The organism is Bradyrhizobium sp. 61 (assembly GCF_023073075.1).
Classification (GTDB): domain Bacteria; phylum Pseudomonadota; class Alphaproteobacteria; order Rhizobiales; family Xanthobacteraceae; genus Bradyrhizobium; species Bradyrhizobium barranii.
In genome coordinates this window covers 407,681-429,597 of the sequence record NZ_JADPIU010000067.1, presented here as the reverse complement: position 1 = coordinate 429,597, position 21,917 = coordinate 407,681, and the positions used below count along the sequence as shown (strand labels likewise).

21 protein-coding genes are annotated in these 21,917 nt (G+C 65.0%); 13 read left to right on the top strand and 8 right to left on the bottom strand.

Annotated features, from left to right (window positions below):
* Positions 1-6: 6 nt before the first annotated feature.
* From IVB46_RS45125 to IVB46_RS25870, 8 genes are all read left to right on the top strand, one after another.
* On the top strand, positions 7-162 hold the full coding sequence (locus IVB46_RS45125) for a hypothetical protein (RefSeq protein WP_346016142.1): 156 nt from the start codon (positions 7-9) through the stop codon (positions 160-162).
* Between the two features lie 13 nt (positions 163-175).
* Positions 176-835, top strand: coding sequence for an amino acid ABC transporter permease (locus IVB46_RS25900; protein WP_063983789.1), 660 nt, complete (start codon positions 176-178; stop codon positions 833-835).
* A gap of 10 nt (positions 836-845) precedes the next feature.
* A complete protein-coding gene (locus IVB46_RS25895; protein WP_071914840.1) occupies positions 846-1,496 on the top strand; it encodes an amino acid ABC transporter permease in 651 nt (216 codons plus the stop codon).
* A complete protein-coding gene (locus tag IVB46_RS25890) occupies positions 1,483-2,211 on the top strand; it encodes an amino acid ABC transporter ATP-binding protein (RefSeq protein WP_247312108.1) in 729 nt (242 codons plus the stop codon). Before IVB46_RS25895 ends, IVB46_RS25890 begins: the two co-directional genes overlap by 14 nt.
* Positions 2,212-2,242: 31 nt before the next feature.
* Positions 2,243-3,040, top strand: a complete 798-nt coding sequence (locus IVB46_RS25885; protein ID WP_247312105.1) for a transporter substrate-binding domain-containing protein — start codon at positions 2,243-2,245, stop codon at positions 3,038-3,040.
* A 58-nt stretch (positions 3,041-3,098) separates the two neighbouring features.
* The gene (locus IVB46_RS25880) at positions 3,099-3,443 is read left to right on the top strand and encodes a RidA family protein (RefSeq protein WP_018645782.1); all 345 of its coding nucleotides are present in this window, start codon (positions 3,099-3,101) and stop codon (positions 3,441-3,443) included.
* Positions 3,444-3,504: 61 nt separating this feature from the next.
* Positions 3,505-4,533, top strand: a complete 1,029-nt coding sequence (locus IVB46_RS25875; RefSeq protein ID WP_247312102.1) for a succinylglutamate desuccinylase/aspartoacylase family protein — start codon at positions 3,505-3,507, stop codon at positions 4,531-4,533.
* A gap of 41 nt (positions 4,534-4,574) precedes the next feature.
* Complete coding sequence (locus IVB46_RS25870) at positions 4,575-5,639, top strand: LacI family DNA-binding transcriptional regulator (RefSeq protein WP_247312097.1); 1,065 nt, start codon at positions 4,575-4,577, stop codon at positions 5,637-5,639.
* Between the two features lie 10 nt (positions 5,640-5,649).
* On the opposite strand, the gene IVB46_RS25865 is transcribed toward IVB46_RS25870, so the two are convergent.
* The 3 genes from IVB46_RS25865 to guaB form a co-directional block, all read right to left on the bottom strand.
* Entirely contained in the window at positions 5,650-5,955 is a 306-nt protein-coding gene (locus tag IVB46_RS25865; RefSeq protein WP_247312094.1) for a hypothetical protein, read from the bottom strand.
* Positions 5,956-6,181: 226 nt separating this feature from the next.
* Complete coding sequence (locus IVB46_RS25860) at positions 6,182-7,204, bottom strand: NADP-dependent oxidoreductase (RefSeq protein ID WP_247312092.1); 1,023 nt, start codon at positions 7,202-7,204, stop codon at positions 6,182-6,184.
* Positions 7,205-7,429: 225 nt separating this feature from the next.
* Positions 7,430-8,923, bottom strand: coding sequence for an IMP dehydrogenase (guaB, locus tag IVB46_RS25855; protein ID WP_028150953.1), 1,494 nt, complete (start codon positions 8,921-8,923; stop codon positions 7,430-7,432).
* 470 nt (positions 8,924-9,393) lie between these two features.
* Here guaB and IVB46_RS25850 point away from each other — a divergent pair, with 470 nt between their 5' ends.
* The 3 genes from IVB46_RS25850 to IVB46_RS25840 all read left to right on the top strand — a co-directional run bounded on the left by IVB46_RS25850 (position 9,394) and on the right by IVB46_RS25840 (position 12,679).
* Complete coding sequence (locus IVB46_RS25850; RefSeq protein WP_247343733.1) at positions 9,394-10,884, top strand: MFS transporter; 1,491 nt, start codon at positions 9,394-9,396, stop codon at positions 10,882-10,884.
* A gap of 173 nt (positions 10,885-11,057) precedes the next feature.
* A complete protein-coding gene (locus tag IVB46_RS44920; protein ID WP_247312085.1) occupies positions 11,058-11,741 on the top strand; it encodes a VIT1/CCC1 transporter family protein in 684 nt (227 codons plus the stop codon).
* An 83-nt stretch (positions 11,742-11,824) separates the two neighbouring features.
* The gene (locus IVB46_RS25840; RefSeq protein ID WP_247312081.1) at positions 11,825-12,679 is read left to right on the top strand and encodes a TorF family putative porin; all 855 of its coding nucleotides are present in this window, start codon (positions 11,825-11,827) and stop codon (positions 12,677-12,679) included.
* A 1-nt stretch (position 12,680) separates the two neighbouring features.
* On the opposite strand, the gene IVB46_RS25835 is transcribed toward IVB46_RS25840, so the two are convergent.
* The 3 genes from IVB46_RS25835 to IVB46_RS25825 form a co-directional block, all read right to left on the bottom strand.
* Positions 12,681-14,537, bottom strand: coding sequence for a hypothetical protein (locus tag IVB46_RS25835; RefSeq protein ID WP_247343730.1), 1,857 nt, complete (start codon positions 14,535-14,537; stop codon positions 12,681-12,683).
* Positions 14,538-14,653: 116 nt separating this feature from the next.
* Positions 14,654-15,346, bottom strand: coding sequence for an RlmE family RNA methyltransferase (locus IVB46_RS25830; RefSeq protein WP_247312075.1), 693 nt, complete (start codon positions 15,344-15,346; stop codon positions 14,654-14,656).
* 1 nt (position 15,347) lies between these two features.
* On the bottom strand, positions 15,348-16,421 hold the full coding sequence (locus IVB46_RS25825) for a Ppx/GppA phosphatase family protein (protein WP_071914860.1): 1,074 nt from the start codon (positions 16,419-16,421) through the stop codon (positions 15,348-15,350).
* Between the two features lie 212 nt (positions 16,422-16,633).
* Between IVB46_RS25825 and IVB46_RS25820 the strand changes: the two genes are divergently transcribed.
* Entirely contained in the window at positions 16,634-19,006 is a 2,373-nt protein-coding gene (locus IVB46_RS25820; protein WP_247312073.1) for a xanthine dehydrogenase family protein molybdopterin-binding subunit, read from the top strand.
* 55 nt (positions 19,007-19,061) lie between these two features.
* Here IVB46_RS25820 and IVB46_RS25815 read toward each other — a convergent pair whose 3' ends face one another.
* Positions 19,062-20,486, bottom strand: coding sequence for a DUF5107 domain-containing protein (locus IVB46_RS25815; protein WP_247312070.1), 1,425 nt, complete (start codon positions 20,484-20,486; stop codon positions 19,062-19,064).
* 18 nt (positions 20,487-20,504) lie between these two features.
* Entirely contained in the window at positions 20,505-21,305 is an 801-nt protein-coding gene (locus IVB46_RS25810; RefSeq protein WP_247312067.1) for a hypothetical protein, read from the bottom strand.
* A 107-nt stretch (positions 21,306-21,412) separates the two neighbouring features.
* On the opposite strand from IVB46_RS25810, the gene IVB46_RS25805 reads away from it, so the two are divergent.
* Entirely contained in the window at positions 21,413-21,916 is a 504-nt protein-coding gene (locus IVB46_RS25805; RefSeq protein ID WP_247312065.1) for a YaiI/YqxD family protein, read from the top strand.
* Position 21,917 lies beyond the last annotated feature (1 nt).

The window sequence follows — 21,917 nt, the reverse complement described above, 5'->3', positions numbered from 1 at the left end:
GCATGCATTCCTGTCCGTTGTGCCGATGGCACGCTTACGGTCGGCGACGTCATCGCCTTCGGCATCTCGCATCCCTGCACCTGCCTCGACCGCTGGCGCGTCATCCTCGGCCTCGACGCCGACGGCGTGGTGACGCGCGCCCTCCCCACCCAGTTCGGCTGAGGCGGCTCGCGCGATGAATTTCCTGCCGCTGTGGCGTTATCAGAACCAGCTCATCGACGGCGCCATCGTCACGCTCGAGCTGACCGTGATCGCGGCCCTGGCCGGGCTTTTGATCGGCGTTGCCGGCGCGGTCGCGCTGAACGGCCGCATCACGCCACTGCGCTGGCTGGTGCGCGGCTACATCGAGCTGTTCCGCAACACGCCGTCGCTGATCCAGATCTTCATCGTCTTCTTCGTGCTGCCGAACTTCGGCCTGAAGCTGCCGGCGTTCGAAGCCGCTGCCGTCGCGCTGTCGCTCTATTTCGGCGCCTACTCGGTCGAGATCATCCGCGCCGGCCTCGACTCCGTGCCGAAGAACCAGATCGAGGCCGGCCAGTGCCTTGGCCTGTCGGGCTGGCAGGTGTTCCGTCACATCCTGCTGCCGCCGGCGCTGCGCAACGCCTATCCGGCCGTGACCAGCCAGTTCGTCCTGCTGCTGCTCGGCACCTCGCTCGCCTCGCAGGTCGCAGCCGACGAGCTGTTCCACGTCGCGGGCTTCATCGAAAGCCGCACCTATCGCAGCTTCGAGGTCTATGCGGTGATCTGCGTGGTCTATTTCGCGATGGCGATGTCGTTCAAGGCGCTGTTCGCCATCATCGGTCTGGCGGCCTTCCGCTGGCCGCGGCGGCGCTGAGGGGAAAGCGATGCGATCCTTCACCCTCATCGATTTCGTCTCGCTGTTCGCGGCGCTACGCTGGACAGTTGCGCTGGTCGTGCTCGCGCTCGCCTTCGGTGCGCCGCTGGCGCTGGCGCTCGCCACGGGCCGCATCAGCCGCTTCGCTGGGCTCCGCTGGACGATGGCGGCGTGCATCCAGATCGTCCAAAGCGTGCCGCTGCTCGGGCTGCTGTTCTTCTTCTATTTCGGCATGCCGATGTTCCTGGGCATCCAGGTGCCGGCCCTCGTTGCCGTCACCGTCGCCTACACGCTCTACACCGCCGCCTTCCTCGGCGAGATCTGGCGCGGCGGGCTGGAAGCCGTGAAGCAGGCGCAATGGGAGGCAGGCAGCTGTCTCGGCCTCTCCGCCTGGCAGCAATTCCGCCACATCATCGCGCCGCAGGCACTGCGGCTGTCGCTGCCGCCGACCGTCGGCTTCCTGGTGCAGCTCATCAAGGGCACCTCGCTCGCCTCGATCCTCGGCTTCGTCGAACTCGCCCGCGCCGGCCAAGTGGTGAGCGCGGCAACGTTCCAGCCGCTGCTCACCTACGCGCTCGTCGCCGCGATCTATTTCGCGCTGTGCCTGCCGCTCACGCTCTGGTCCCGCTCTCTGGAGGCCCGCCTCGATGGCTCTCGTTGAAATCCGCGACGTCCACAAGACATTCGGCAAGGTCGAGGTGCTCAAGGGCGTCTCGCTCGACGTCAAGGAAGGCGAGATCGTCACGATCATCGGCCGCTCCGGCTCGGGCAAGTCGACCCTGCTCCGCTGCATCAATGCGCTGGAGAGCGTCGATTCCGGCGAGATCCGCGTCGAGGGCGAAAGGGTCCACGCCAGGATGCCTGACCTGAAGGCATTCCGTCAGCGCGTCGGCATCGTGTTCCAGGCTTTCAATTTGTTTCCGCACCTGAAGGTCGAGCGCAACATCACGCTCGCCCCGCTCCTCACCGGCCGCACCGACAAAGCGAAAGCGCGTGCACTGGCGGAAGATGTGCTGACCCGCGTCGGCCTCGCTGACAAGATCGACGCCTGGCCGGAGCAGCTCTCCGGCGGCCAGCAGCAGCGCGTCGCCATCGCGCGCTGCCTCGCCATGGCGCCTCACCTCATGCTGTTCGACGAGGTGACGTCCGCGCTCGACCCCGAGCTCGTTGGCGAAGTGCTGAAGGTGATGGAGGCGATGGCGAAGCAGGGTATGACCATGATCCTCGTCACCCACGAGATGGGCTTTGCCCGCAACGTCGCCAACCGCATCGTCTTCATGCATCAGGGCCGCGTCTGGGAACAGGGACCGCCGGCAAAACTGTTCGCCAATCCTGAAACTCCCGAGCTCGCAAGCTTCATCGCGTCCGCCAAATGATCAACCAGCCATCCGCCACCAGGAGAGAGTCATGAGACAACTGAAGTCCCTCTTTGCGATCGCAGCCACCGCGCTCGCCGTGCTCGCTGCCCCGACCCTCGCACAGGCCGACAAGCTCCAGGACGTGCTCGGCGCGGGCAAGCTGCGCGTCGGCCTGCTGACCGATGCCGCGCCGTGGGGCTTCAAGGACGACAAGGGCGAGATCGCAGGCCTCGACGCCGATCTCGCCCGGCTGATCGCCGCCGACATGGGCGTGAAGCTCGAGCTCGTGCCGGTGACGGGCGCAGCGCGCATCCCGAGCCTGCTCTCGGACAAGATCGACATCCTGATCGCGGGCCTCGGCGCGACGCCCGAGCGCGCCCAGCAGGTGATGTTCTCGCAGCCTTACGCGGTGGTGAATCTCGGCGTCTATGGCGCCAAGGCAATTCCGGCCGCGACCGGCAAGAAGCCCGACAATCTCGACGGCCGCAGTGTCGCGGTCGCCAAGGGCTCGACGCTCGACATCTGGCTCACCGACAACGCGCCGAAGGTGAAGCTGGTGCGTTTCGAGGATACGCCGGCCGCGCTCGCCGCGTTTCTCGCAGGACAAGCCGACACCTTTGCCGAGAACAGCGCCATCGCGTTGAAGGTTCAGGACCAGAACCCGACCAAGGAGGTCGAGCTGAAATTCCTGATCCGCCAGTCGCCGGCTCATGTCGGCGTGCGCCAGGGCGAGCAGAACCTGCTCAACTGGATCAATACCGACATCTTCTTCAACAAGCTCAACGGCAAGCTCGGCGCGTTGCAACTGAAGTGGTTCAAGGAAGAGCAGACGCTGCCGACGCTGTGAACCAGCACACGGCTCCCGCACCAATGCGGGAGCCAAGCTTCACGAGGAGAATTTTGAGATGATCAAACGTTACGTCGTCGGCTCGCGCATGAGCCAGGCCGTCGCCGCCGGCGGTATGGTGCACATCGCCGGCCAGGTCGCTGACGACCGCAAGGCCGGCATCGTGTCGCAGACCCAGCAGGTGCTCGCCAAGATCGACGCGTTGCTGAAGGAAGCCGGCTCGGACCGCTCCAAGTTGATCGCGGTCAACGTCTTCCTGCCTCATATCACCGACTTCGACACCATGAACTCGGTCTACGATGCCTGGATCGATCCGGCCAACCCGCCGGCGCGCGCCTGCGTCGAAGCCCGCCTCGCCGATCCCGACCTGCGCGTCGAGATGACCGCGGTCGCCTTGCTCTAGGGCGCCGCCATCCTTTCAACCTTTGGCCGGCGCCGGCGACGGCGCGGCCGCGAGGCAAGCCATGCATACCGGACTTTTCCACGAGATCGATTTCGAGAAAGACCAGAAATGGTCGGGCCATCTCGGCATTCCCTTCTCGATCGATCGCTCCCCCTACTACCAGCTCAAGATCCCGATCTTCCGGATCAAGAACGGCACCGGGCCAAAACTGCTTTTGATGGCCGGCAATCACGGCGACGAATATGAGGGCGAGATCGCGCTGACGCGGCTGTATCGCCGGCTCGATGCAAAGGACGTCAAAGGCGAGATCACCATCCTGCCCTTCGCCAATTGGCCGGCCGTGATGGCGGCGCGGCGCCGCTCGCCGCTCGACGAAGGTAACCTCAACCGCGCCTTCCCCGGCGATGCCGCGGGCACGCCGACGTTCCGGCTTGCGCACTTCCTCGAGCACGAGCTGTTTCCGCGGCACGAAGTCGTCTTCGACATCCATTCCGGCGGCACCTCGATGGCGCATGTGCCTTGCGCGCTGATCGAGCGGCAGGGCACGCCCGAGATGTTCGGCCACGCGCTGCGCCTGATGGAAGGGCTCGGCATGCCCTTCGCCTTCGTCGCCGAAAACGGCGCGACCGCTCCGACCTCGATGGCCGCGGCTGCACGCGCCGGCGCGATCGGGCTCTCCGGTGAATTCGGCGGCGGCGGCACCGTCACGCCGCAGACGATGGCGCTCACGGCACGCGCGGTCGATCGGCTGTTGCTCGCACTCGGCCTTGTCCAGGCCCCGGTGCTCGGGCCGCATGCGCCGGTCGAGCGCGCCACCGAATTGCTGGCGCTGCAAAGCCACGCGCAGGCGGTGTTCGCGACCCGTCGCGGCTGGTTCGAGCCCGCCGTCATGGTCGGCACGCGCGTTGCGGCCGGCGACGTCGCCGGCTGGTATCATGATTTCGAGCGCCCGGAGCTGCCGGAGGAGGTGTTGCGCTTCCCGGCCGACGGCATCGTGATCTCGCAACGCCTGCACACCGACAGCCAGAGCGGCGACTGCCTGGTCCAGGTCGGCCGCGCGCTGTCACGCGACGAGCTGCCGGCGCGCTGAGTTTTGGAGACGATACCGACTGCGATTACACTCGGGATTCGATGACCGATCCGGCAAAGCCGACCTATGACGACGTGGTGCGCATTCCAGCGCCGCCCGGCCGCGCCAGCGCGAGCGGGCGACCGCCGCGCATCGAGGAGGTCGCGGAGCGCGCGGGCGTTGCGCCGATCACGGTGTCGCGGGTGCTGCGCCACCCCGAGAAGGTCAATCGCGAGACCCGCGAGCGCATCCTCGAAGTGATCGAGGCGACCGGTTACGCCTCCAACCCGCATGCGCGCGCGCTGCGCTCGGGGCGCTCGAACGTCGTCATGGCCTTCGTCTCCAACATTCTCAGCCAGCAGTTCGGCCTTGCGGTGCGCAGCTTTGCCGCCGCGCTGGAGCCGGAAGGCTTCGAGGTCCTGGTCGGCCAGACCTCCTACTCCTATGCCAAGGAAGTCGCGATGATCCAGTCGCTGCGCGGCATCCGCCCCGCAGCGGTGATGTTCACCGGCGTGATCGAGCTCGAGGAGAATCGCGCCGCGCTGCTCGAGCTCGGCATTCCCGTGATCGAGACCTGGGCGTTTCCGCGCGACCCCATCGACATGCTGGTCGGCCTGCCCAATGCCGATGCCGGCGCGATGGCGGCGCGCAGGCTGGCTGAAGCCGGACATCGCCGCGTCGCCTTCATCGGCCGCGGCAGCGGCCGTGGCGCACTGCGCCGCGACGGATTTCGGAACGCAGCGGCACAGCTGGGCCTCGAGATCGTCCACGAGATCGGTGTCGGTGAGATCACGGGACTGGCCGACGGCCGCGCCGCCTTCACCGCCCTGCTCGAACGCGGCGGCGACGTCGATGCGGTGTTCTGTGCCAACGATCTGCTCGCGACCGGCGCGCTGATCGAGGCCCGCGCCCGCGGCCTCTCGGTGCCGCGCGATCTGGCGCTGCTCGGCTTCGGCGACAACGACGTCGCCGACCAGATCACGCCCGGTCTCACCACCATCTCGTTCGATGCGGCGGCCGTGGGACGGATCGCGGGCGAACTGCTTCTGGCGCGGCTATCAGGCACGCCGCGCGCCGAGCAGCGGCTCGCGGTCGAGCTGTTCCTGGTCGAGCGCGGCAGCGTCTGAGGATCGCGGATCAGGCGATGGTCTTGAGATCCTGCTGGATAGCAGCCAGCAGCGATTGCAGCGCATCGCTGTTCACCGGCCTCGCCTCCGCCTTCGCAGGCTGGACCTTGTCAGGCTGCGCAGCTTTGCCCGGACGTTTCGGGAATGGCGGGAATGGCGGTGGTGGCGCCGGCATCGCGGCTGGCGTGAAATCGCCCTCCTCGTCGACGTGGACGAACTTGCCATGGATGACGTCGTCGCGACGGCCCATGACGAACAGGGTCGCCCAATAGCCGGCAGCCATAAGGATTACGCTGAAAATACCAATCTCTAACATCGCAGCACCTAAAATATGCGCGATGATTCAATGCCTTCGCTCAGCCGTCAATGAACCGACGGTCACACCTGCGGCTTTTGCGGGCAGGTGTGGCCGATCGGTCACTCTTTGTTAACCATCGATGTCCGGGGTGTGACGCCCTTGCAACTAGGCCTTGCAGCTAGAGCCCCATTCCGGGGCTCTAGCGTCTAGTCTGGCGCATTTCTTCACGCGCCCCCAAAACGCCTTACGCCTTATCTTGCCCGACCCGCACCAGCTGCTTGCCGAAATTGGCGCCCTTCAGGAGCCCCATGAAGGCGCCGGGCGCGCTGTCCAGGCCCTCGGTGACGAACTCCTTGTACTTGACCTTGCCGTCGCGGACCCAGGTGGACATGTCGCGCAGGAAGTCGCCATGGCGGGAGGCGAAGTCGGAGACGATGAAGCCGCGGAAGGTGAGCCGCTTGGTCAGCGTCGCGCGCATCATGTTGGCCGCCCATTTCGGCGGCTTGGACTCGGTGTCGTTGTAATGGGCGATCAGGCCGCAGACCGGCACGCGCGCGAACGGATTGAGCAGCGGGAACACCGCCTCGAACACGGCGCCGCCGACATTCTCGAAATAGACGTCGATGCCTTTCGGGCAGGCAAACTTCAGCTTCGCGGCGAAATCGATTTCACGATGATCGAGACACTCGTCAAAGCCGAGCTCTTTCACCACGTAGTCGCACTTGTCCTTGCCGCCGGCGATGCCGACCGCGCGCGCCCCCTTGATCTTCGCGATCTGGCCGACGGCCGAGCCGACCGCACCGGAGGCACCGGCGACGACCACGGTCTCGCCTTCCTGCGGCTTGCCGATGTCGAGCAGGCCCGTATAGGCGGTCATGCCGGGCATGCCGAGCACGCCGATGGAGGTCGAGATCGGACCGAGCTTCGGATCGACCTTGATCAGGCCCTTGCCGTTGGAGATCGCGTGCGACTGCCATCCGGTACGGGCTCGCACGATGTCACCCTTGGCGAAATCAGGATTGTTGGAGGCCGCGACCTCGCTGACCGCCTCGCCCTCCATCACGCCGCCGACCGGCACAGGTGCTGCGTAGGACGGACCGTCACTCATGCGCCCGCGCATATAGGGATCGAGCGAGAGCCAGATCGTGCGCAGCAGGACTTCACCTACACCGGGCGCCGGGACTGCGAATTCCTCGATGCGGAAATCGGACGGCTTTGGCTCGCCGACGGGACGCGCGGCGAGAACGATGCGTTTTGCTTGGGACATGGCTTCCTCCTGACTACTTGTTGCAGTCATCTAGGAGGTACGTGGGAATGAAGCAAATCCCAACACTCGCTGTCATCGCCCGCGAAAGCGGGCGATCCAGTATTCCAGAGGCGGCTGTGATTGAACCGAGAAGCCGCGGCGTACTGGATTCCCCGCTTTCGCGGGGAATGACACCGTCGTCGAGGCGAGCGCGCCGAAACCGACGCGCAGCCGAATGCGGAGCGCCTAACCCGCGCCCGGATAGTTCGGGCTCTCACGCGTGATCGTGACGTCGTGGACGTGGCTTTCGCGCAGGCCCGCGCCGGTGATGCGGACGAACTGGGCCTTGTCGTGCAGGTCCTTCATGTCCTTTGCGCCGACATAGCCCATCGCGGCGCGCAAGCCGCCGGCGAGCTGGTGCATGACGTTGCCGACCGGGCCCTTGTAGGGCACCTGGCCCTCGATGCCCTCGGGCACGAGCTTGAGCGTGTCCTTGATGTCCTGCTGGAAGTAGCGGTCGGCCGAACCGCGCGCCATCGCGCCGACCGAGCCCATGCCGCGATAGGCCTTGTAGGAACGGCCCTGCCACAAGAACACTTCGCCGGGGGTCTCGTCGGTGCCGGCGAGCAGCGAGCCGACCATGGCGATGTCGGCGCCAGCGGCGAGCGCCTTCGCAAGGTCGCCGGAGAACTTGATGCCGCCGTCGGCAATGACGGGAATGTCGGACTTCTTTGCAGCTTCCACCGCATCCATGATCGCGGTGAGCTGGGGAACGCCGACGCCGGCGACGATGCGGGTGGTGCAGATCGAGCCCGGGCCGATGCCGACCTTGATGCAGTCCGCGCCCGCATCGATCAGCGCCTGCGCGCCCTCGGTGGTGGCGACGTTGCCGGCAACGACCTGGACGGAGTTGGACAGGCGCTTGATGCGATTGACCGCATGCAGCACGTGGCGGGAATGGCCGTGTGCGGTGTCGACCACGACGAGATCGACGCCGGCATCGATCAGCCGCTCGGTGCGCTCGAAGCCGGTGTCGCCGACGGTGGTGGCGGCGGCGACGCGCAGGCGGCCCTGCGCATCCTTGCAGGCGAGCGGATGGGCGACCGCCTTCTCCATGTCCTTCACAGTGATCAGGCCGACGCAGCGATATTGCTCGTCGACCACGAGCAGCTTCTCGATGCGATGCTGGTGCAGCATCCGCCGCGCCTCGTCCTGGCTGACATTCTCGCGCACCGTGACGAGGCCGTCATGCGTCATCAGCTCGGAGACTTTTTGCCGGCGGTCGGTGGCAAACCGCACGTCGCGGTTGGTGAGGATGCCGACCAGCTTGCCGGGCGTATTCTTGCTCGCACCGGTGACGACGGGAATGCCGGAGATGCCGTGGTCGCTCATCAGCTTGAGCGCATCGTCGAGCGTGGCCTCGGGGCTGATGGTGAGCGGGTTCACCACCATGCCCGACTCGTAGCGCTTGACCTGCCGGACCTGGGCGGCCTGCCCCTCGGGGTCGAAATTGCGGTGGATGACGCCGAGGCCGCCGGCCTGCGCCATGGCGATCGCCATGCGGGCTTCGGTGACCGTGTCCATGGCGGAGGCCATGATCGGGATGTTGAGCGGAATGGCGCGGGTGACGCGGGAGCGGATGTCGACCTCGCCCGGCATGACGTCCGACAGGCCCGGCTTCAACAGCACGTCGTCGAACGTAAAGGCTTCGCGAATGCCTTGAAGTTGCACCGTGGCCATCTGCCAACTCCTTCCTGCGGCCCTGCCGCAAATAGCTATGGATGAGCGCCGCCCTCGGCGTGCCTTGCGGCATCGCCGGAGAATCGGAGCCCATCGGTGGGGTTGACGCGGGTCGATAGCACGGCCACGCGACGAATCAAAGCAAATCGGACCGCCGGCCAGCCATGCACAGGCTTTTTAAGTAAATTCCGCGTGGATGGCCGGGAGGCGGCCACCCCTTGGCATTCCCCGACGCGACGAAGTCGCGAGCCCGGAATCCATCCCGCAGCGGTCTGTGGGGCCCGATGGATTCCGGGCCCGCCAAGGGGCGCGCCCCGGAATGACGCGGGAGCGCGTGCAACCGCCGGTGAGGGTCACACCGTTGTTACGCAGGATTTAGGTGCTATGCGTTGATCCGCAATGGTCCCGGCGGAGCGGCGGTGATAAGCCGCAAGTCCACCTTTCCTTCTGATTTTCATTACCAATCCGTCATGGTCGACAAGCAACGCGTCATTCCGCTGATCGTGGCCACCGCTCTCTTCATGGAGAACATGGATTCGACGGTGATCGCCACCTCGCTGCCCGCGATCGCGGCCGACATCGGCACGAGCCCGCTGACGCTCAAGCTTGCCATCACCTCCTATCTGCTGTCGCTCGCGGTGTTCATCCCGGCGAGCGGCTGGACTGCGGACCGGTTCGGCGCGCGCATGGTGTTCGCGATCGCGGTCGGCGTGTTCATGGTCGGCTCGATCGGCTGCGCACTCTCGACCTCCGTCACCGATTTCGTATTCGCGCGCATCCTTCAGGGCATGGGCGGGGCGATGATGACGCCGGTGGGACGCCTGGTGCTGCTGCGCTCGGTCGACAAGAGCGCGCTGGTCAACGCGATGGCCTGGGTGACGGTCCCTGCCCTCATCGGCCCCGTGATCGGCCCGCCGCTCGGCGGCTTCATCACGACCTATGCATCATGGCACTGGATCTTTCTGATCAACATTCCGATCGGGCTGCTCGGCATCTTCATGGCCTTGCGCTTCATCGATCCGATCAAGAGCGAGACGCGGGAACCGTTCGATCTTTACGGCATGGTGCTCGCGGGCGTCGGCCTCGCCGGCATCGCGTTCGGTCTGTCCGTCGCCGGGCTCAACCTTCTGCCCTGGAGCACGGTCGCGGCCCTGGTCGTGGGCGGCGCAATCTCGATGACACTGTACGTCCTGCACGCGCGGCGGACAGGTTCGCCGGTGCTGGATTTTTCGCTGCTGAAGCTGCCGACGCTGCGCGCGGCCGTTTTCGGCGGCTTCATGTTCCGGCTCGGCATCGGCGCGCTACCGTTCCTGCTTCCGCTGCTGATGCAGATCGGCTTCGGGCTGTCGCCCTTCCATTCCGGCCTCGTCACCTTCGGCTCCTCGCTCGGCGCCATGGGCATGAAGACGCTGGCCGCGCGCATCATCCGCACCTTCGGCTTCCGCAACTTGATGACGGTGAACGCGGTCGTCAGCGCGTTCTTCCTCGGCGTCTGCGCGCTGTTCACGGTGACGACGCCGCTGCTCATCATCTTGGTGATCCTGGTGGTCGGCGGCTTCTTCCGCTCGCTGGAGTTCACCGCGATCAACACGGTGGCCTATGCCGACGTCGAGACCGCGCAGATGAGCCGCGCCACCACACTGGTCAGCGTCAACCAGCAGCTCGCCGTCTCCGCCGGCGTCGCGGTCGGCGCGGCCTGCGTGGAAACGACGATGTGGTTCAACCATGTCAGCGAGATCGACGCCACCGTGTTCGCGCCGGCCTTCGTCGTGATCGCGCTGACCTCGGCGGCGTCGAGCTGGTTCTTCTGGCAGATGCCTGCCGATGCCGGCCACGAGATCTCCGGCCGCAAGGCGGTCGAGATCGCCAGCCGCAAGGGGGCCGCAAAGAGCGCGGCGACCGCCGCCGTCAAGACGGCGACGGAGGATACGCAGGACGTGCGGGATCAGCGGCTGGGGTAAAGCGCTATCAGGTCCGAGCGACGTCGGTCAGAACCCGACGTCGTAAAATCGTCCACGATGTGGCGGGCACGGGCGGCGTCCGCCGGCCGATCGGCCCAGCACTCGTGCCCAGCCGCCTTGACCTAGCTCAAGGAGCGAAAGCCGGACATGAGCCTCGATGACACCTGCAAACGGTGATCGAAGACCAAGCCATGGCTCTATTGGGACCGGATACTCCGTTCGGGGACGTACTTGATCCGATGGAACGGATCTCGGAGACCTTGTTCGGGCTGATCATGGCCCTCACCTTCATCTGTTCGCTCGGTGTCGCGACCGGGACCAATATCAATATTCAAACAATGCTGATCGGCGCGCTCGGCTGCAATCTCGCATGGGGCATCGTTGACGGCGGTCTTTATCTGCTGGCGCGCATCAATGACCGGGGAGACAAGATTCTGACCCTCCGCGCGATACGGAAGGCGCCGGATCCCGAAGCAGCGCGCCGCGTCATTGCCGACGCGCTGCCGCCGGAATTGTCGGCCATGCTGCCCGTAGAGCAGTTGGAATCGATGCGGAAACGGTTGCAACAATTGCCTGAGCCGGCTCCCGGTCCAGGGCTAACGAAGCGCGACTGGATCGGCGCGCTCGGCCTTTGCCTGCTGAGCTTCCTGTCGACCTTCCCGGTGGTCATCCCGTTCCTGTTCCTGAGCGACGCCAGACTAGCGCTCCGCGTCTCCTACGCCGTCGCCATCGTGATGCTGTTCTGTTGCGGTTACGTGTTCGGGGTTCGTAGCGGGCTGCGGCCTTCGGTGGCGGGACTTGCGATGGTGGCTGTCGGTAGTACGCTGGTTGGCATCGCGGTCGCTCTGGGAGGATGATCGACTTGCGGCGACACGAAACATCGTTTCGGGGTGCAAGCGGCGCCTTATTTGCCGCGCTGGCCGGATTGTGGCTTGCACCCATGACCGGCGGTTTGGCGCTGGCCCAATCCTCGGCCGGGGCGCTCGGCCTCGGCAACCGCGGTTGGTCGGCGGCCGACACCACCCACGCAACGCCTGCCGACGAGCTCGAATTCAGCGCTCGCGCGGGGCTTGCATCCGACTACATCTATCGCGGGACCACGCTGTCCGATCATGGCCCCGCGGCTGGCGCAGCCTTCGAGACGAGATGGGGCCCGCTCTACGCCGGCACAACGGTCGCCACCGTCAAGCTGCCGACCCAACCGGCCGCCGAACTCACCTTTGCCGCCGGCATGCGCCCGCAGATTGCCACGATCGATTTTGATCTTGGGGCGACCTATTTCGCCTATCCCGGTGAAAGACTTCCTGGCGAGACCAACGGCATCAATTATTGGGAGATCGTTGTCCGCGGCGATCGACGCATCGGCGATCAAGTCCGCGTCGCTGGCGGTTACGCCTATTCTCCGAACGTCTCGAACACCGGCGCCTGGAGCCAATATGTGGCGGCCGGAGTCGGCTTCGACGTGCCGGAGCGGTTCCTGCTGAAGAACCTGACCGTGTCGTTCACCACCGCCGCCGGCTATTCCTGGTTTGGCAACCAGACCCCGCAACTCGGCGGCTTCCCGCTGCCTGCCTATCTCAACTGGCAGGCCGGCGTGACGTTCACGCATAAGGCGCTCAACCTCGATCTGCGCTACTACGACACCAATCTGTCGAAGGAAAACTGCTTCGTCTTTACAGGCGATCCAAATGCGCGGCCGGGCGGCCGTGTCAATCCGATCACCAACCCGGACGGCCTGGTCTCGAACTGGTGCGGCGCGACATTCGTCGCCAAGGTCTGGTTTGCGTTCAACTAACTTAGGGAACCACCGTCGGCGGCAATATGCGGTAGAGCACGACACCCAGCCCGAGCGCGTCGCCCGTCAGGACGAGCTTTCCGCTATGGATCGTTCGCTGCAGCAATATCCTCTGCAGGTTGGGATCGGGGTGGGTCGGATCGGAATAGAACTTCGCCAGGTTGCTGGTATTCGCATCGATCAGGTAGCGCTCAATCGTCACGGTCGAGCCGTCGCTGAACGGCAGGTTGTCAACCTCAAGCGAAATCCCCTCCGGCGTCTCGGTCGAAATGTTGTTGCCGAAGACACGTGTCGGATCATAGTTGTAGACCATGATGTTCGCGGTCGAGTTAGCGCCATCCCAGGTCGCGAACGCGTTGAGGCGGGAGCCCGCCCCGCCGGTGAGCGCAGCCTGCACCCGCTGGCCTGACATCTTGTTGTACATCTTGAAGAGGTTCGCGACCGGCTTCGGGTAGTAGTCGGCCGGCTTGTCGCCGTGCGGCACCTTGTGCAGCAGGCTGGCCTGGCCGAGGAAAGGTGTGATGTTCGGATCCCCCTGGCCGTCGCCGATAATGAGGTACGACCCCATTGATATCTTCTTTTTCACGGCTTCGGACAGGAACGCCGCCGTCCACGCCGCCCCCTTGTGCGAATAATTGACGTCAGTCGCCTCATAGGCCGTAGGGCCCCATTCCGACAGGAACAGTCTAACGTCGGGCATGTTGGCATTGTTCTTCTTCAAGGCGTCCAGCTTGGCCTTGGCCTTGTCGACCAGATTGTCGAAGAACGCGAAACCGCCGGTGCCGTCTGTCGAGCCGTAATAGTGGAACGAAAAACGATCGAGCCGCGCGTTGAATTTTGCCAAGTAGGTGTCTGCCAGCGGATTGAAGGTCTGGTCGAGGAAGACTTCCTCCAGCGTCGGAAGATTCTCCGCCGGATAATAGTTGAAGCTCAGTCCGACCAGGGCCGGCCCGGCCATTTCCAGCGTCTTGCCGTTATAACTCTGGTTGGCGGCGAGTTCGTTTCTGATGTTCACGATCGCCTGCGAGAAGACCTTCTGAACCGGCAAGAGTTGCCTGGGCAGACGGCGCGCATCGAGCCCGTAGGGGTACGACAAGGTCGGATCTTCGGCCTTGGACATCACGTGGGTCTGCAGCGGGGTCCACTGGTTGAGGACATACTTGGCCGGATCCATCCACCACAGCCAACGGCCCCATGACCCCAATGGCTTGAGCCTGTAGGCGGATGGATTGGTGTCACTCCAGTTCTCCGGGGCTGAATCGGCGATATCAGCCTCGTTGCTGACCTCGAAGATGACGGATGACGCCCCGCCGTCGAACGATTTCTTCGCGATATATCGCACGAGAGCGTTGGCGTATTTCTGGAAAAGTGCCGGAGCCGGCCCGTTCCGATTCCAACTCTCGCCAGGTCCGTATTGCACCAGGCGCGGCGGCATGAAGGCCGCGACCGCCACGTGAGGCGAGAGCCCGCGACCCAGGGCCCACTCAAGATGCCAGGCCAGAGGCTGGCAGTCGCCCGGATGGAAAACGCCGTCCTGCGTGTACCCGAACACATCGCCGGTCTGATCGACATCGCAATAGACATCACTGAGCAGCAGGCGCGTCCGCTTCATGCCGGTATCGGTGATGATCTGGTTGAACTGGTCGAGAGCCTGCTCGGACGGGCTGTTCGCGCTCTGGTAGATCTTCTTGAGATCACCGAGATCGTCGTTGCCGCTGAGGCCGATATTGTAAGGCCTCTGGGTGCTGACCGTGATCGACGTCCCTGCACGCGACGTCGTCGCCGAAGCAAAGCCGAGCGACGCCAACGCCAGAAAGGAGACCGAGGCAAGGGACAGGCGATGCTTGCAAACGCGCAAGCGTTGTCGATGAAGGCACGGCATGGATTGATCTCACCCGCTGGAATTGCAGATGATGTATCTATCAGCTCAAGATATTATCGATGTGAATGTCATGCTCATGTGAGCGTGACACGTCAGCCCGGGTCCGGCTGCCCGCCGCGAAACCCCGTCGCCAGCACATAGCGCTCGGAGGAATCCTGTCTGCTGGCCGCGGGCTTCACATGCCGCACTGTCGCAAAATCGCGCTTGAGCTGGGCCAGCAGATCGGCGTCGGCGCCGCTCTGGAACGTCTTGGCCAGGAATGCCCCGCCCGGTTTCAGCACGTCGCAGGCGAACGCGGCCGCCGTCTCGATCAGGCCGACAATGCGGAGCTGGTCGGTCTTGCGGTGGCCGGTGGTGTTGGCGGCCATGTCGGACATCACGATGTCGGCGCCGCCCCGGAGCATCGCAGTGAGCTTCGCGGGTGCGTCGTTGTCCATGAAGTCGAGCTGCGCGAAGTCGACGCCGGCAATCTCGGGCATGTCCAACAGGTCGATCGCGACCACCTTGCCCTTGCCGTCGACCGAGCCGACGCGCTTGGCGGCGATCTGGCTCCAGCCGCCCGGCGCAGCGCCGAGATCGACCACCGCCATGCCGTGTTTGAGCAGGCGGTATTTGTCGTCGATCTCGAGCAGCTTGAACGCGGCACGCGAACGATAGCCGAGCGCCTTCGCCTTGACGACATAGGGATCGTTGAGCTGCCGCTCCAGCCACAGCTTCGACGACAATTTGCGCTTGCCGCCGGTCTTGACCTGGACGTGCAAGCGGCCGGTGGTGTCCTTGGCCATCTCACCAGCTCCTGAGTGCGCCGTCCTCGCGCATCATCTCGACCAGCATGCCTTCGCGCAGGCCCCGGTCGGCGACGCGCAGGCGCGGCAGCGGAAAGGCGCGGCGGATAGCATCGAGGATGGCGCAGCCGGCCAGCACGAGATCGGCGCGCTCGACGCTGATACAGCTGTTGTTGGCGCGTTCCTCGTAGCTCATGCCGAGCAGCTTGCTGATGGTCGCGGTGATGTCGGAATCGTTCATCCAGATGCTGTCGATGCGGCGGCGGTCGTAGCGCGCGAGGTTGAGATGGATGCCGGCGAGCGTCGTCACCGTGCCTGAGGTGCCGAGCAGGTGCATGTCGGCGAGATCGCCGCCGTGCGCTTCGGCGAACGGCGCGACGTGGTTGGCGACCTCCTGCTCCATCGCGGCATAGATTTCCGGCGTGACGTCGCGGCCGCCGAATTGCTCCGCCAGCGTCACGACGCCGAGCGGGATCGACATCCAGGCCTTGATGCGCGGCTCCGGATTTTGCGGATCGCGCTCGATCCGCACCAGCTCGGTCGAGCCGCCGCCGATGTCGAACAGGATCGCGCCCCGGCCCCTGGGGTCGACCAGCGGCGCGCAGCCGAGCACGGCGAGCGAGGCCTCGGTCTCGCGGTCGATCACTTCGAGCTCGATGCCGGTCTCGGCCGCGACGCGGCTACGGAAACCTTCCGCATTCGAGGCGGCCCGGCAGGCTTCGGTCGCGATCAGCCGCAGCCGCTTGGCTTTGCGCAGATTGATCTTGTCGCGGCAGATGCTGAGCGCGGCGACGGCGCGCTCGATCGCGGCCTCGCTGATGCAGCCGGTCGCCGAGACGCCCTCGCCGAGCCGGATGATGCGCGAGAAGGAATCGACCACGCGAAAGCCGTCGCTGGTCGGACAAGCGATCAGGAGCCTGCAATTGTTGGTGCCGAGGTCCAGCGCCGCATAGACGCCGGTTCCCGGCGCTTGCGCGGCGACGGCCGGTTCGGGGGCCAACGCCACCGCCGCCATCGACCCCTCCAGCCCACCGTGCGGCGCATGGCCGTCGCGGAGCCGCGTGTGGTCATTCATACAAATTGTCTTTCCGCGGCCCGATGGGGCCGATCTGGAATTGCTTTTTCGCCTGAAACATTAGCAGCGCGGCAAGCCTGCGCAACAACGCATCACATGGGACCATGCCCATTCGTGCGTTGTCGTGAACGGGACCGTGGGTTATTTTTGGAGGGTCCGGTCCTCCAGGCGCCCCCCAAAACGCGCGATTGCCGGCTTTTCAGGTCAATTCCATGCAAGAACACACCAAATCGTCCACGCTCGAAAACGCTATTGCACTGCAAAAATACGGCGTCGGGCAGCCGGTCCGCCGCAAGGAAGACGATACGCTGGTGCGCGGCAAGGGCCGCTACACCGACGATTTCAACCTGCCCGGCCAGGCCCATGCCGTGGTCGTCCGCTCCACCCATGCCCATGGGCTCATCCGCGGCATCGGCACCGACGCCGCCAGGGCGATGCCGGGCGTGCTGGGGGTTTGGACCGGCAAGGACCTCGATGCCGCCGGCTACGGCCCCTTCACCTGCGGCCTGCCGCTGAAGAGCCGCGACGGCTCCCCCCTGCTCCAGACCAACCGGCAGCCGCTGGCGACCGACAAGGTCCGTTTCGTCGGCGATCCCGTCGCCTTCGTGGTCGCCGACACGCTGGCGCAGGCGCGCGACGCCGCCGAAGCCGTCGAGCTCGATATCGAGCCGCTGCCGGCGGTGACCGATCCCGAGGAAGCCACCAGGCCCGGTGCGCCGCTGCTCTATGACCACATCCCGAACAATGTCGCGCTCGACTACCACTATGGCGACATGGACAAGGTGAACGCGGCCTTCGCCAGTGCCGCCCACGTCACCAAGGTCGACATCGAGAACACCCGCGTCGCCGTCGTCTCGATGGAGCCGCGCGTGGGGCTCGCCTCCTACGACAAGAAGACCGAGCGCTACACCATCCAGATGCCGACGCAGGGCGTTGCGGGCAACCGCGCCAACCTCGCCAAGAACCTGAAGGTGCCGAACGAGAAGGTACGGGTCCTCACCGCCAATGTCGGCGGCTCCTTCGGCATGAAGAACGTCAATTACCCCGAATACATGTGCATCCTTTACGCGGCCAAGGAGCTTGGCCGCCCGGTGAAATGGCTGGACGAGCGCTCCACCAGCTTCCTCTCGGACAGCCACGGCCGTGCGCAGAAAATCCATGCCGAGCTGGCGCTCGACGCCGAAGGGCATTTCCTCGCGGCAAAGCTTGAAGGCTATGGCAATCTCGGCGCCTACATCACCGGCGTCGCGCCGGGACCGCTCTCGCTCAACACCGGCAAGAACTTTTCGAGCGTCTACCGCACGCCGCTGATGGCCGTCGACATCAAGACGGTGCTCACCAACACCACGCTGATGGGCGCCTATCGCGGCGCCGGCCGGCCCGAGGCGAACTACTACATGGAGCGGCTGATCGACCGCGCCGCCGACGAGATGGGCATCAACCGGCTGACCTTGCGCAAGCGCAACTTCATCAAGCCGAACCAGATGCCATTCCCGGCCTCCTCCGGCGTCACCTATGACAGCGGCGACTTCCAGGCGGTGTTCAACAAGGCGCTCGAAATCTCCGACCACGAGAACTTCACCAAGCGCAAGAAAGAGAGCAAGAAGATCGGCAAGCTGCGCGGCATCGCCGTCGGCTCCTATCTCGAGGTCACCGCGCCGCCGAGCCCCGAACTCGGTAAGATCGTGTTCGATCCCGATGGCTCGGTACAGCTCATCACCGGCACACTCGATTACGGCCAGGGCCACGCATCAGCATTCGCGCAGGTGCTGTGCGCGCAGTTAGGGGTGCCGTTCGACAGCGTGAAGCTGGAGCAAGGCGACAGCGACATCGTCCACACCGGCAACGGCACCGGCGGCTCGCGCTCCATCACGGCGAGCGGCATGGCGATCGTGGGCGCCGCCAAGCTCGTCATCGAGAAGGGCAAGCGCGCCGCCGCGCACATGCTGGAAGCCTCCGAGGCCGACATCGAGTTCGCCGACGGCAGCTTCACCATTGCCGGCACCGATCGCAGCATCGACATCATGGAGCTCGCCAGGAAGCTGCATGACGGCAAGGTGCCGGACGGCGTGCCTGACAGCCTCGACGTCGACCATACCAGCGAACCGGTGCCCTCGGCGTTCCCGAACGGCTGCCACGTCGCCGAGGTCGAGATCGACCCTGATACCGGCGTAGTGCAGATCGTGCGCTACAGCGCGGTCAACGATTTCGGCACGGTGATCAACCCGCTGCTGGTCGCGGGCCAGCTTCATGGCGGCGTCGTCCAGGGCATCGGCCAGGCGCTGATGGAGCATGTCCGCTACGACGAGAGCGGCCAGCCGATCACGGGCTCGCTGATGGACTACGCGCTGCCGCGCGCGGAGGACGTTCCGAACATGACGGTCGGCGATCACCCGGTGCCGGCCACGACCAATCCGCTCGGCAGCAAGGGCTGCGGCGAAGCCGGCTGCGCCGGCAGCCTGTCGACGGTGGTAAACGCGGTGCTCGACGCCCTCTCCGACTACGGCATCAAGCACATCGACATGCCGCTGACCCCGGAGCGGGTGTGGCGCGCCATCCAGGATGCTAAGGGGAACGCGGCGTAGGGGGAGTTCCGCGATCGTGACAACGCCGGGGGTTCGACCGGCATTCCGAAAGAGATCACTTGATCGCCGTTTCGGCGGCGATCAACTCCTTTCCCTCCGTGGTCGTGATCGTTAGCCGTATCTTTTCCCCGCTGCGGCCGTCGGCAATCGCTGCCGAAATGCGATTTCCGTTGTTCGGATCGGCGCTCACGACCCCGCTGAACAGAGCCGTGTCACCCTGTTTCAACGTGACAAGCAACGGGATGGCCGGTTCGACGCTGAAGAACTCGAGAACGGCGCGAGACGCCTCGGCCGAGAAATTGATCAGGATTTTCTCGTTCGCATGCGTCACGTTGCTCATGCCGACGGTCGGGCTGTAGGTTTCCGGAATCGACACCTCACTGCGTGCGGGAAAATCTGTGCTGTGGAAAAACTGGTCTGACACGCCCGCCCATAATTCGACATACGGCCGCCACTCGTTCGGATCCTTCCGGGCATCGGTTTCGCCGGTGAACGACGGAAACCCCCACGTCCACATTTTCAAGCCCCGCGTGAGGGTATTGTCCGCAATGCGAATAATTCCTTCTGCATTGTCATGGTTGATGACGCCCCAGAAATTCCCGCCCTGCATATCTGGTGCAGCATAGGCGATGCCCATCGTTGGCCAGTTCTTGAAGTAACGCAGGTTTTCGAAGCGCCGCCTGCCCATACCCGCGCTCTCGTCGCCGTCTGCCAGATTGGCCGACCAGGCAGGCGTCGTGTAAGTTCGGATCGGCGCGATGATTTCGGCGCCGCCCGTTGCCCTGGGATTTTTCGGCTCCGATCCCGGAGCGAGCGTCGTGCACGTCCAGTATTCGTATTGGACAGCCTCGTCGTTCGGATTCTTCAGCACCACGCGCGCATCGAGTGCGGCACGATCGGCCTTCAGCGTGACGTAGTAGTTCGCCTCGATGCCGGTCGCGCCCCTGAACTTGCTCGGCCGCGCGGAATAGTCGAAGTCATCCCGGAACGACATCACGACCGTGACTTCGTCGGCGCCCTCCTTCACCACCCGGAAAGTCCACGACTTCAGCCACGTCTTGCCGTGCTCGGCATCCGGGAACGTTGGGAAGATTCCGCCGTACACCATCAGCCAGTCGTAGTAGAAATTTCCGGCTTTCATGCCGTAGGGCACTCCGACGTCCGTTCGATAAAGCTGCTCGTGGCCGGTCGGCTTGTAGACCATGGAAAGAATACGCCCTCCGAATTCGGGCACGAGCGTTACCCTCAGATATCGATTCTCAAGCACGTAGGATTTGAAACTGCGTTCGACGATCACGCTCTTGTCGAGCGACCCGCTGACAAAGCCATTCTCCGCGTCGACGGCGAATTTGACGGTGCTCCACGTCGTCGTTTGCTCGCTGAGCGACACACCATCGGACACCGGTCCGGCGGCATGCACGACGCAAAGCGCCTGGAGTGACAAAAGGAGTGCTATTCCAAAACAAACGAGGGCGCGCAAGGAGACCTCAACTGGCTTTCAGGCCGCCGCGTGCTCGCGCGGCTGGTAGATCGCAGTATGCTGGCAGTGCGCCAGCGGCGTCGTGCCGTTGGCTACGACCAGCGCGTCGAGCTCGACGAAGCGGTGGCCCTTCTTCTCGTAATTCGCGATGACTTTTGCCCGCGCGATGATCTCGTCGCCGGCGCGCGCGGCCGACAGCAGCTGCATGCGGCTGCCGACATGGATCCACGGGCCCAAAATCGTGTTGTCGACGAGGACGCGGTTCATCACGCGCTGGATCAGGCCCGGATGGCCGAGCCCCTCGCGCGCGAAGATCGGATCGGCCTCCCTGATGTCGGCAAGATAGTCGGTCGCGTCCTGCCCGGCCCAGCGGCGCGGCATCGTGCCGAACCACTTGCCGGTCTCGAAAGTCGCGGGGCTGACCGGCTTGCGTTCGGCTACGACCGGCACCGCCACATAGTCGTTCAGCGACACCACGGGCGCGGCCACCGGCAGGGAGGCCGTGCCCGTGGCACAGAGCTCGGTGCGGCTGAACACCTCGATCGTGAGCAGGCCGTTGTGCTCGGTCGCGTCGACATCGGCGGTCTCGCCGTCATAGACCGGCTTGATGAAGCGGGCCTCGACCAGCCCGCGCGACAGGAAATCGCGGCCCCAGCGCGCCACCGGCACGTGCATCATGTAGGCGAAGACATCGACGCCGGGGACCAGTCCGCCGGAAAAGCCGAAGCGGCGCGCCACCGTGTCGTCATGCATCTTGTTTTCGGACTGTTTGGCGGTGTTGTAGGCCTCGACGCGGTAGGTTTCGAGCCGGTTCGGCATGGCGGGCCTTTCCCTGAATTCTTGTTGTTTCAGGGTTGATCGTAGGCCCCCGGGAACACCGGTCAATCCCCTCGCCTTTGCGGCCCGAATGGGGTACCACGCGGCGAATGACTGAGACCCCCACCCGCATCTATGTCGACGCCGACGCCTGTCCGGTGAAGGACGAAATCTACCGCGTCGCGCTCCGGCACGGCGTGCCCGTGAGCGTGGTCGCCGGCAACTTCATCCGCGTTCCGCAGGACCCGATGATCGAGCGGATCGCGGCCGGCGCCGGCATGGATGCCGCCGACGACTGGATCGCGGAGCGGGCCAAGCCGGGCGACGTCGTCGTGACATCGGACATTCCGCTGGCGAGCCGTTGCGTGAAAGCGGGCGCCGACGTGATCGCACCGAACGGCAAGCCGTTCACGGAAGAGTCGATCGGGATGACGCTGGCGGTGCGCAATCTGATGACGGATCTGCGCTCGGCCGGCGAAGTCACCGGCGGGCCGCGCTCGTTCGCGCCGCGCGACCGCTCCGCGTTCCTCTCCGCGCTCGACCAGACGCTGCGCCGGATCCAGCGCCGCCGTGCCGACCAGGCCGCGACGAGCCAGAATTTGAATCAAGGCTAGT

Bases quoted from the DNA above. Each gene is read 5' to 3' on its own strand.
- IVB46_RS25840 (WP_247312081.1), top strand. From the start codon at position 11,825: ATGACCGGCGGTTTGGCGCTGGCCCAATCCTCGGCCGGGGCGCTCGGC.
- IVB46_RS25895 (WP_071914840.1), top strand. From the start codon at position 846: ATGCGATCCTTCACCCTCATCGATTTCGTCTCGCTGTTCGCGGCGCTA.
- IVB46_RS25890 (WP_247312108.1), top strand. From the start codon at position 1,483: ATGGCTCTCGTTGAAATCCGCGACGTCCACAAGACATTCGGCAAGGTC.
- IVB46_RS25865 (WP_247312094.1), bottom strand. From the start codon at position 5,955: ATGTTAGAGATTGGTATTTTCAGCGTAATCCTTATGGCTGCCGGCTAT.
- IVB46_RS25825 (WP_071914860.1), bottom strand. From the start codon at position 16,421: ATGAATGACCACACGCGGCTCCGCGACGGCCATGCGCCGCACGGTGGG.
- IVB46_RS25875 (WP_247312102.1), top strand. From the start codon at position 3,505: ATGCATACCGGACTTTTCCACGAGATCGATTTCGAGAAAGACCAGAAA.
- IVB46_RS25830 (WP_247312075.1), bottom strand. From the start codon at position 15,346: ATGGCCAAGGACACCACCGGCCGCTTGCACGTCCAGGTCAAGACCGGC.
- IVB46_RS25820 (WP_247312073.1), top strand. From the start codon at position 16,634: ATGCAAGAACACACCAAATCGTCCACGCTCGAAAACGCTATTGCACTG.
- IVB46_RS25850 (WP_247343733.1), top strand. From the start codon at position 9,394: ATGGTCGACAAGCAACGCGTCATTCCGCTGATCGTGGCCACCGCTCTC.
- IVB46_RS25860 (WP_247312092.1), bottom strand. From the start codon at position 7,204: ATGTCCCAAGCAAAACGCATCGTTCTCGCCGCGCGTCCCGTCGGCGAG.
- IVB46_RS25885 (WP_247312105.1), top strand. From the start codon at position 2,243: ATGAGACAACTGAAGTCCCTCTTTGCGATCGCAGCCACCGCGCTCGCC.
- IVB46_RS25810 (WP_247312067.1), bottom strand. From the start codon at position 21,305: ATGCCGAACCGGCTCGAAACCTACCGCGTCGAGGCCTACAACACCGCC.
- IVB46_RS25880 (WP_018645782.1), top strand. From the start codon at position 3,099: ATGATCAAACGTTACGTCGTCGGCTCGCGCATGAGCCAGGCCGTCGCC.
- IVB46_RS25805 (WP_247312065.1), top strand. From the start codon at position 21,413: ATGACTGAGACCCCCACCCGCATCTATGTCGACGCCGACGCCTGTCCG.
- IVB46_RS25870 (WP_247312097.1), top strand. From the start codon at position 4,575: ATGACCGATCCGGCAAAGCCGACCTATGACGACGTGGTGCGCATTCCA.
- IVB46_RS25900 (WP_063983789.1), top strand. From the start codon at position 176: ATGAATTTCCTGCCGCTGTGGCGTTATCAGAACCAGCTCATCGACGGC.
- guaB (WP_028150953.1), bottom strand. From the start codon at position 8,923: ATGGCCACGGTGCAACTTCAAGGCATTCGCGAAGCCTTTACGTTCGAC.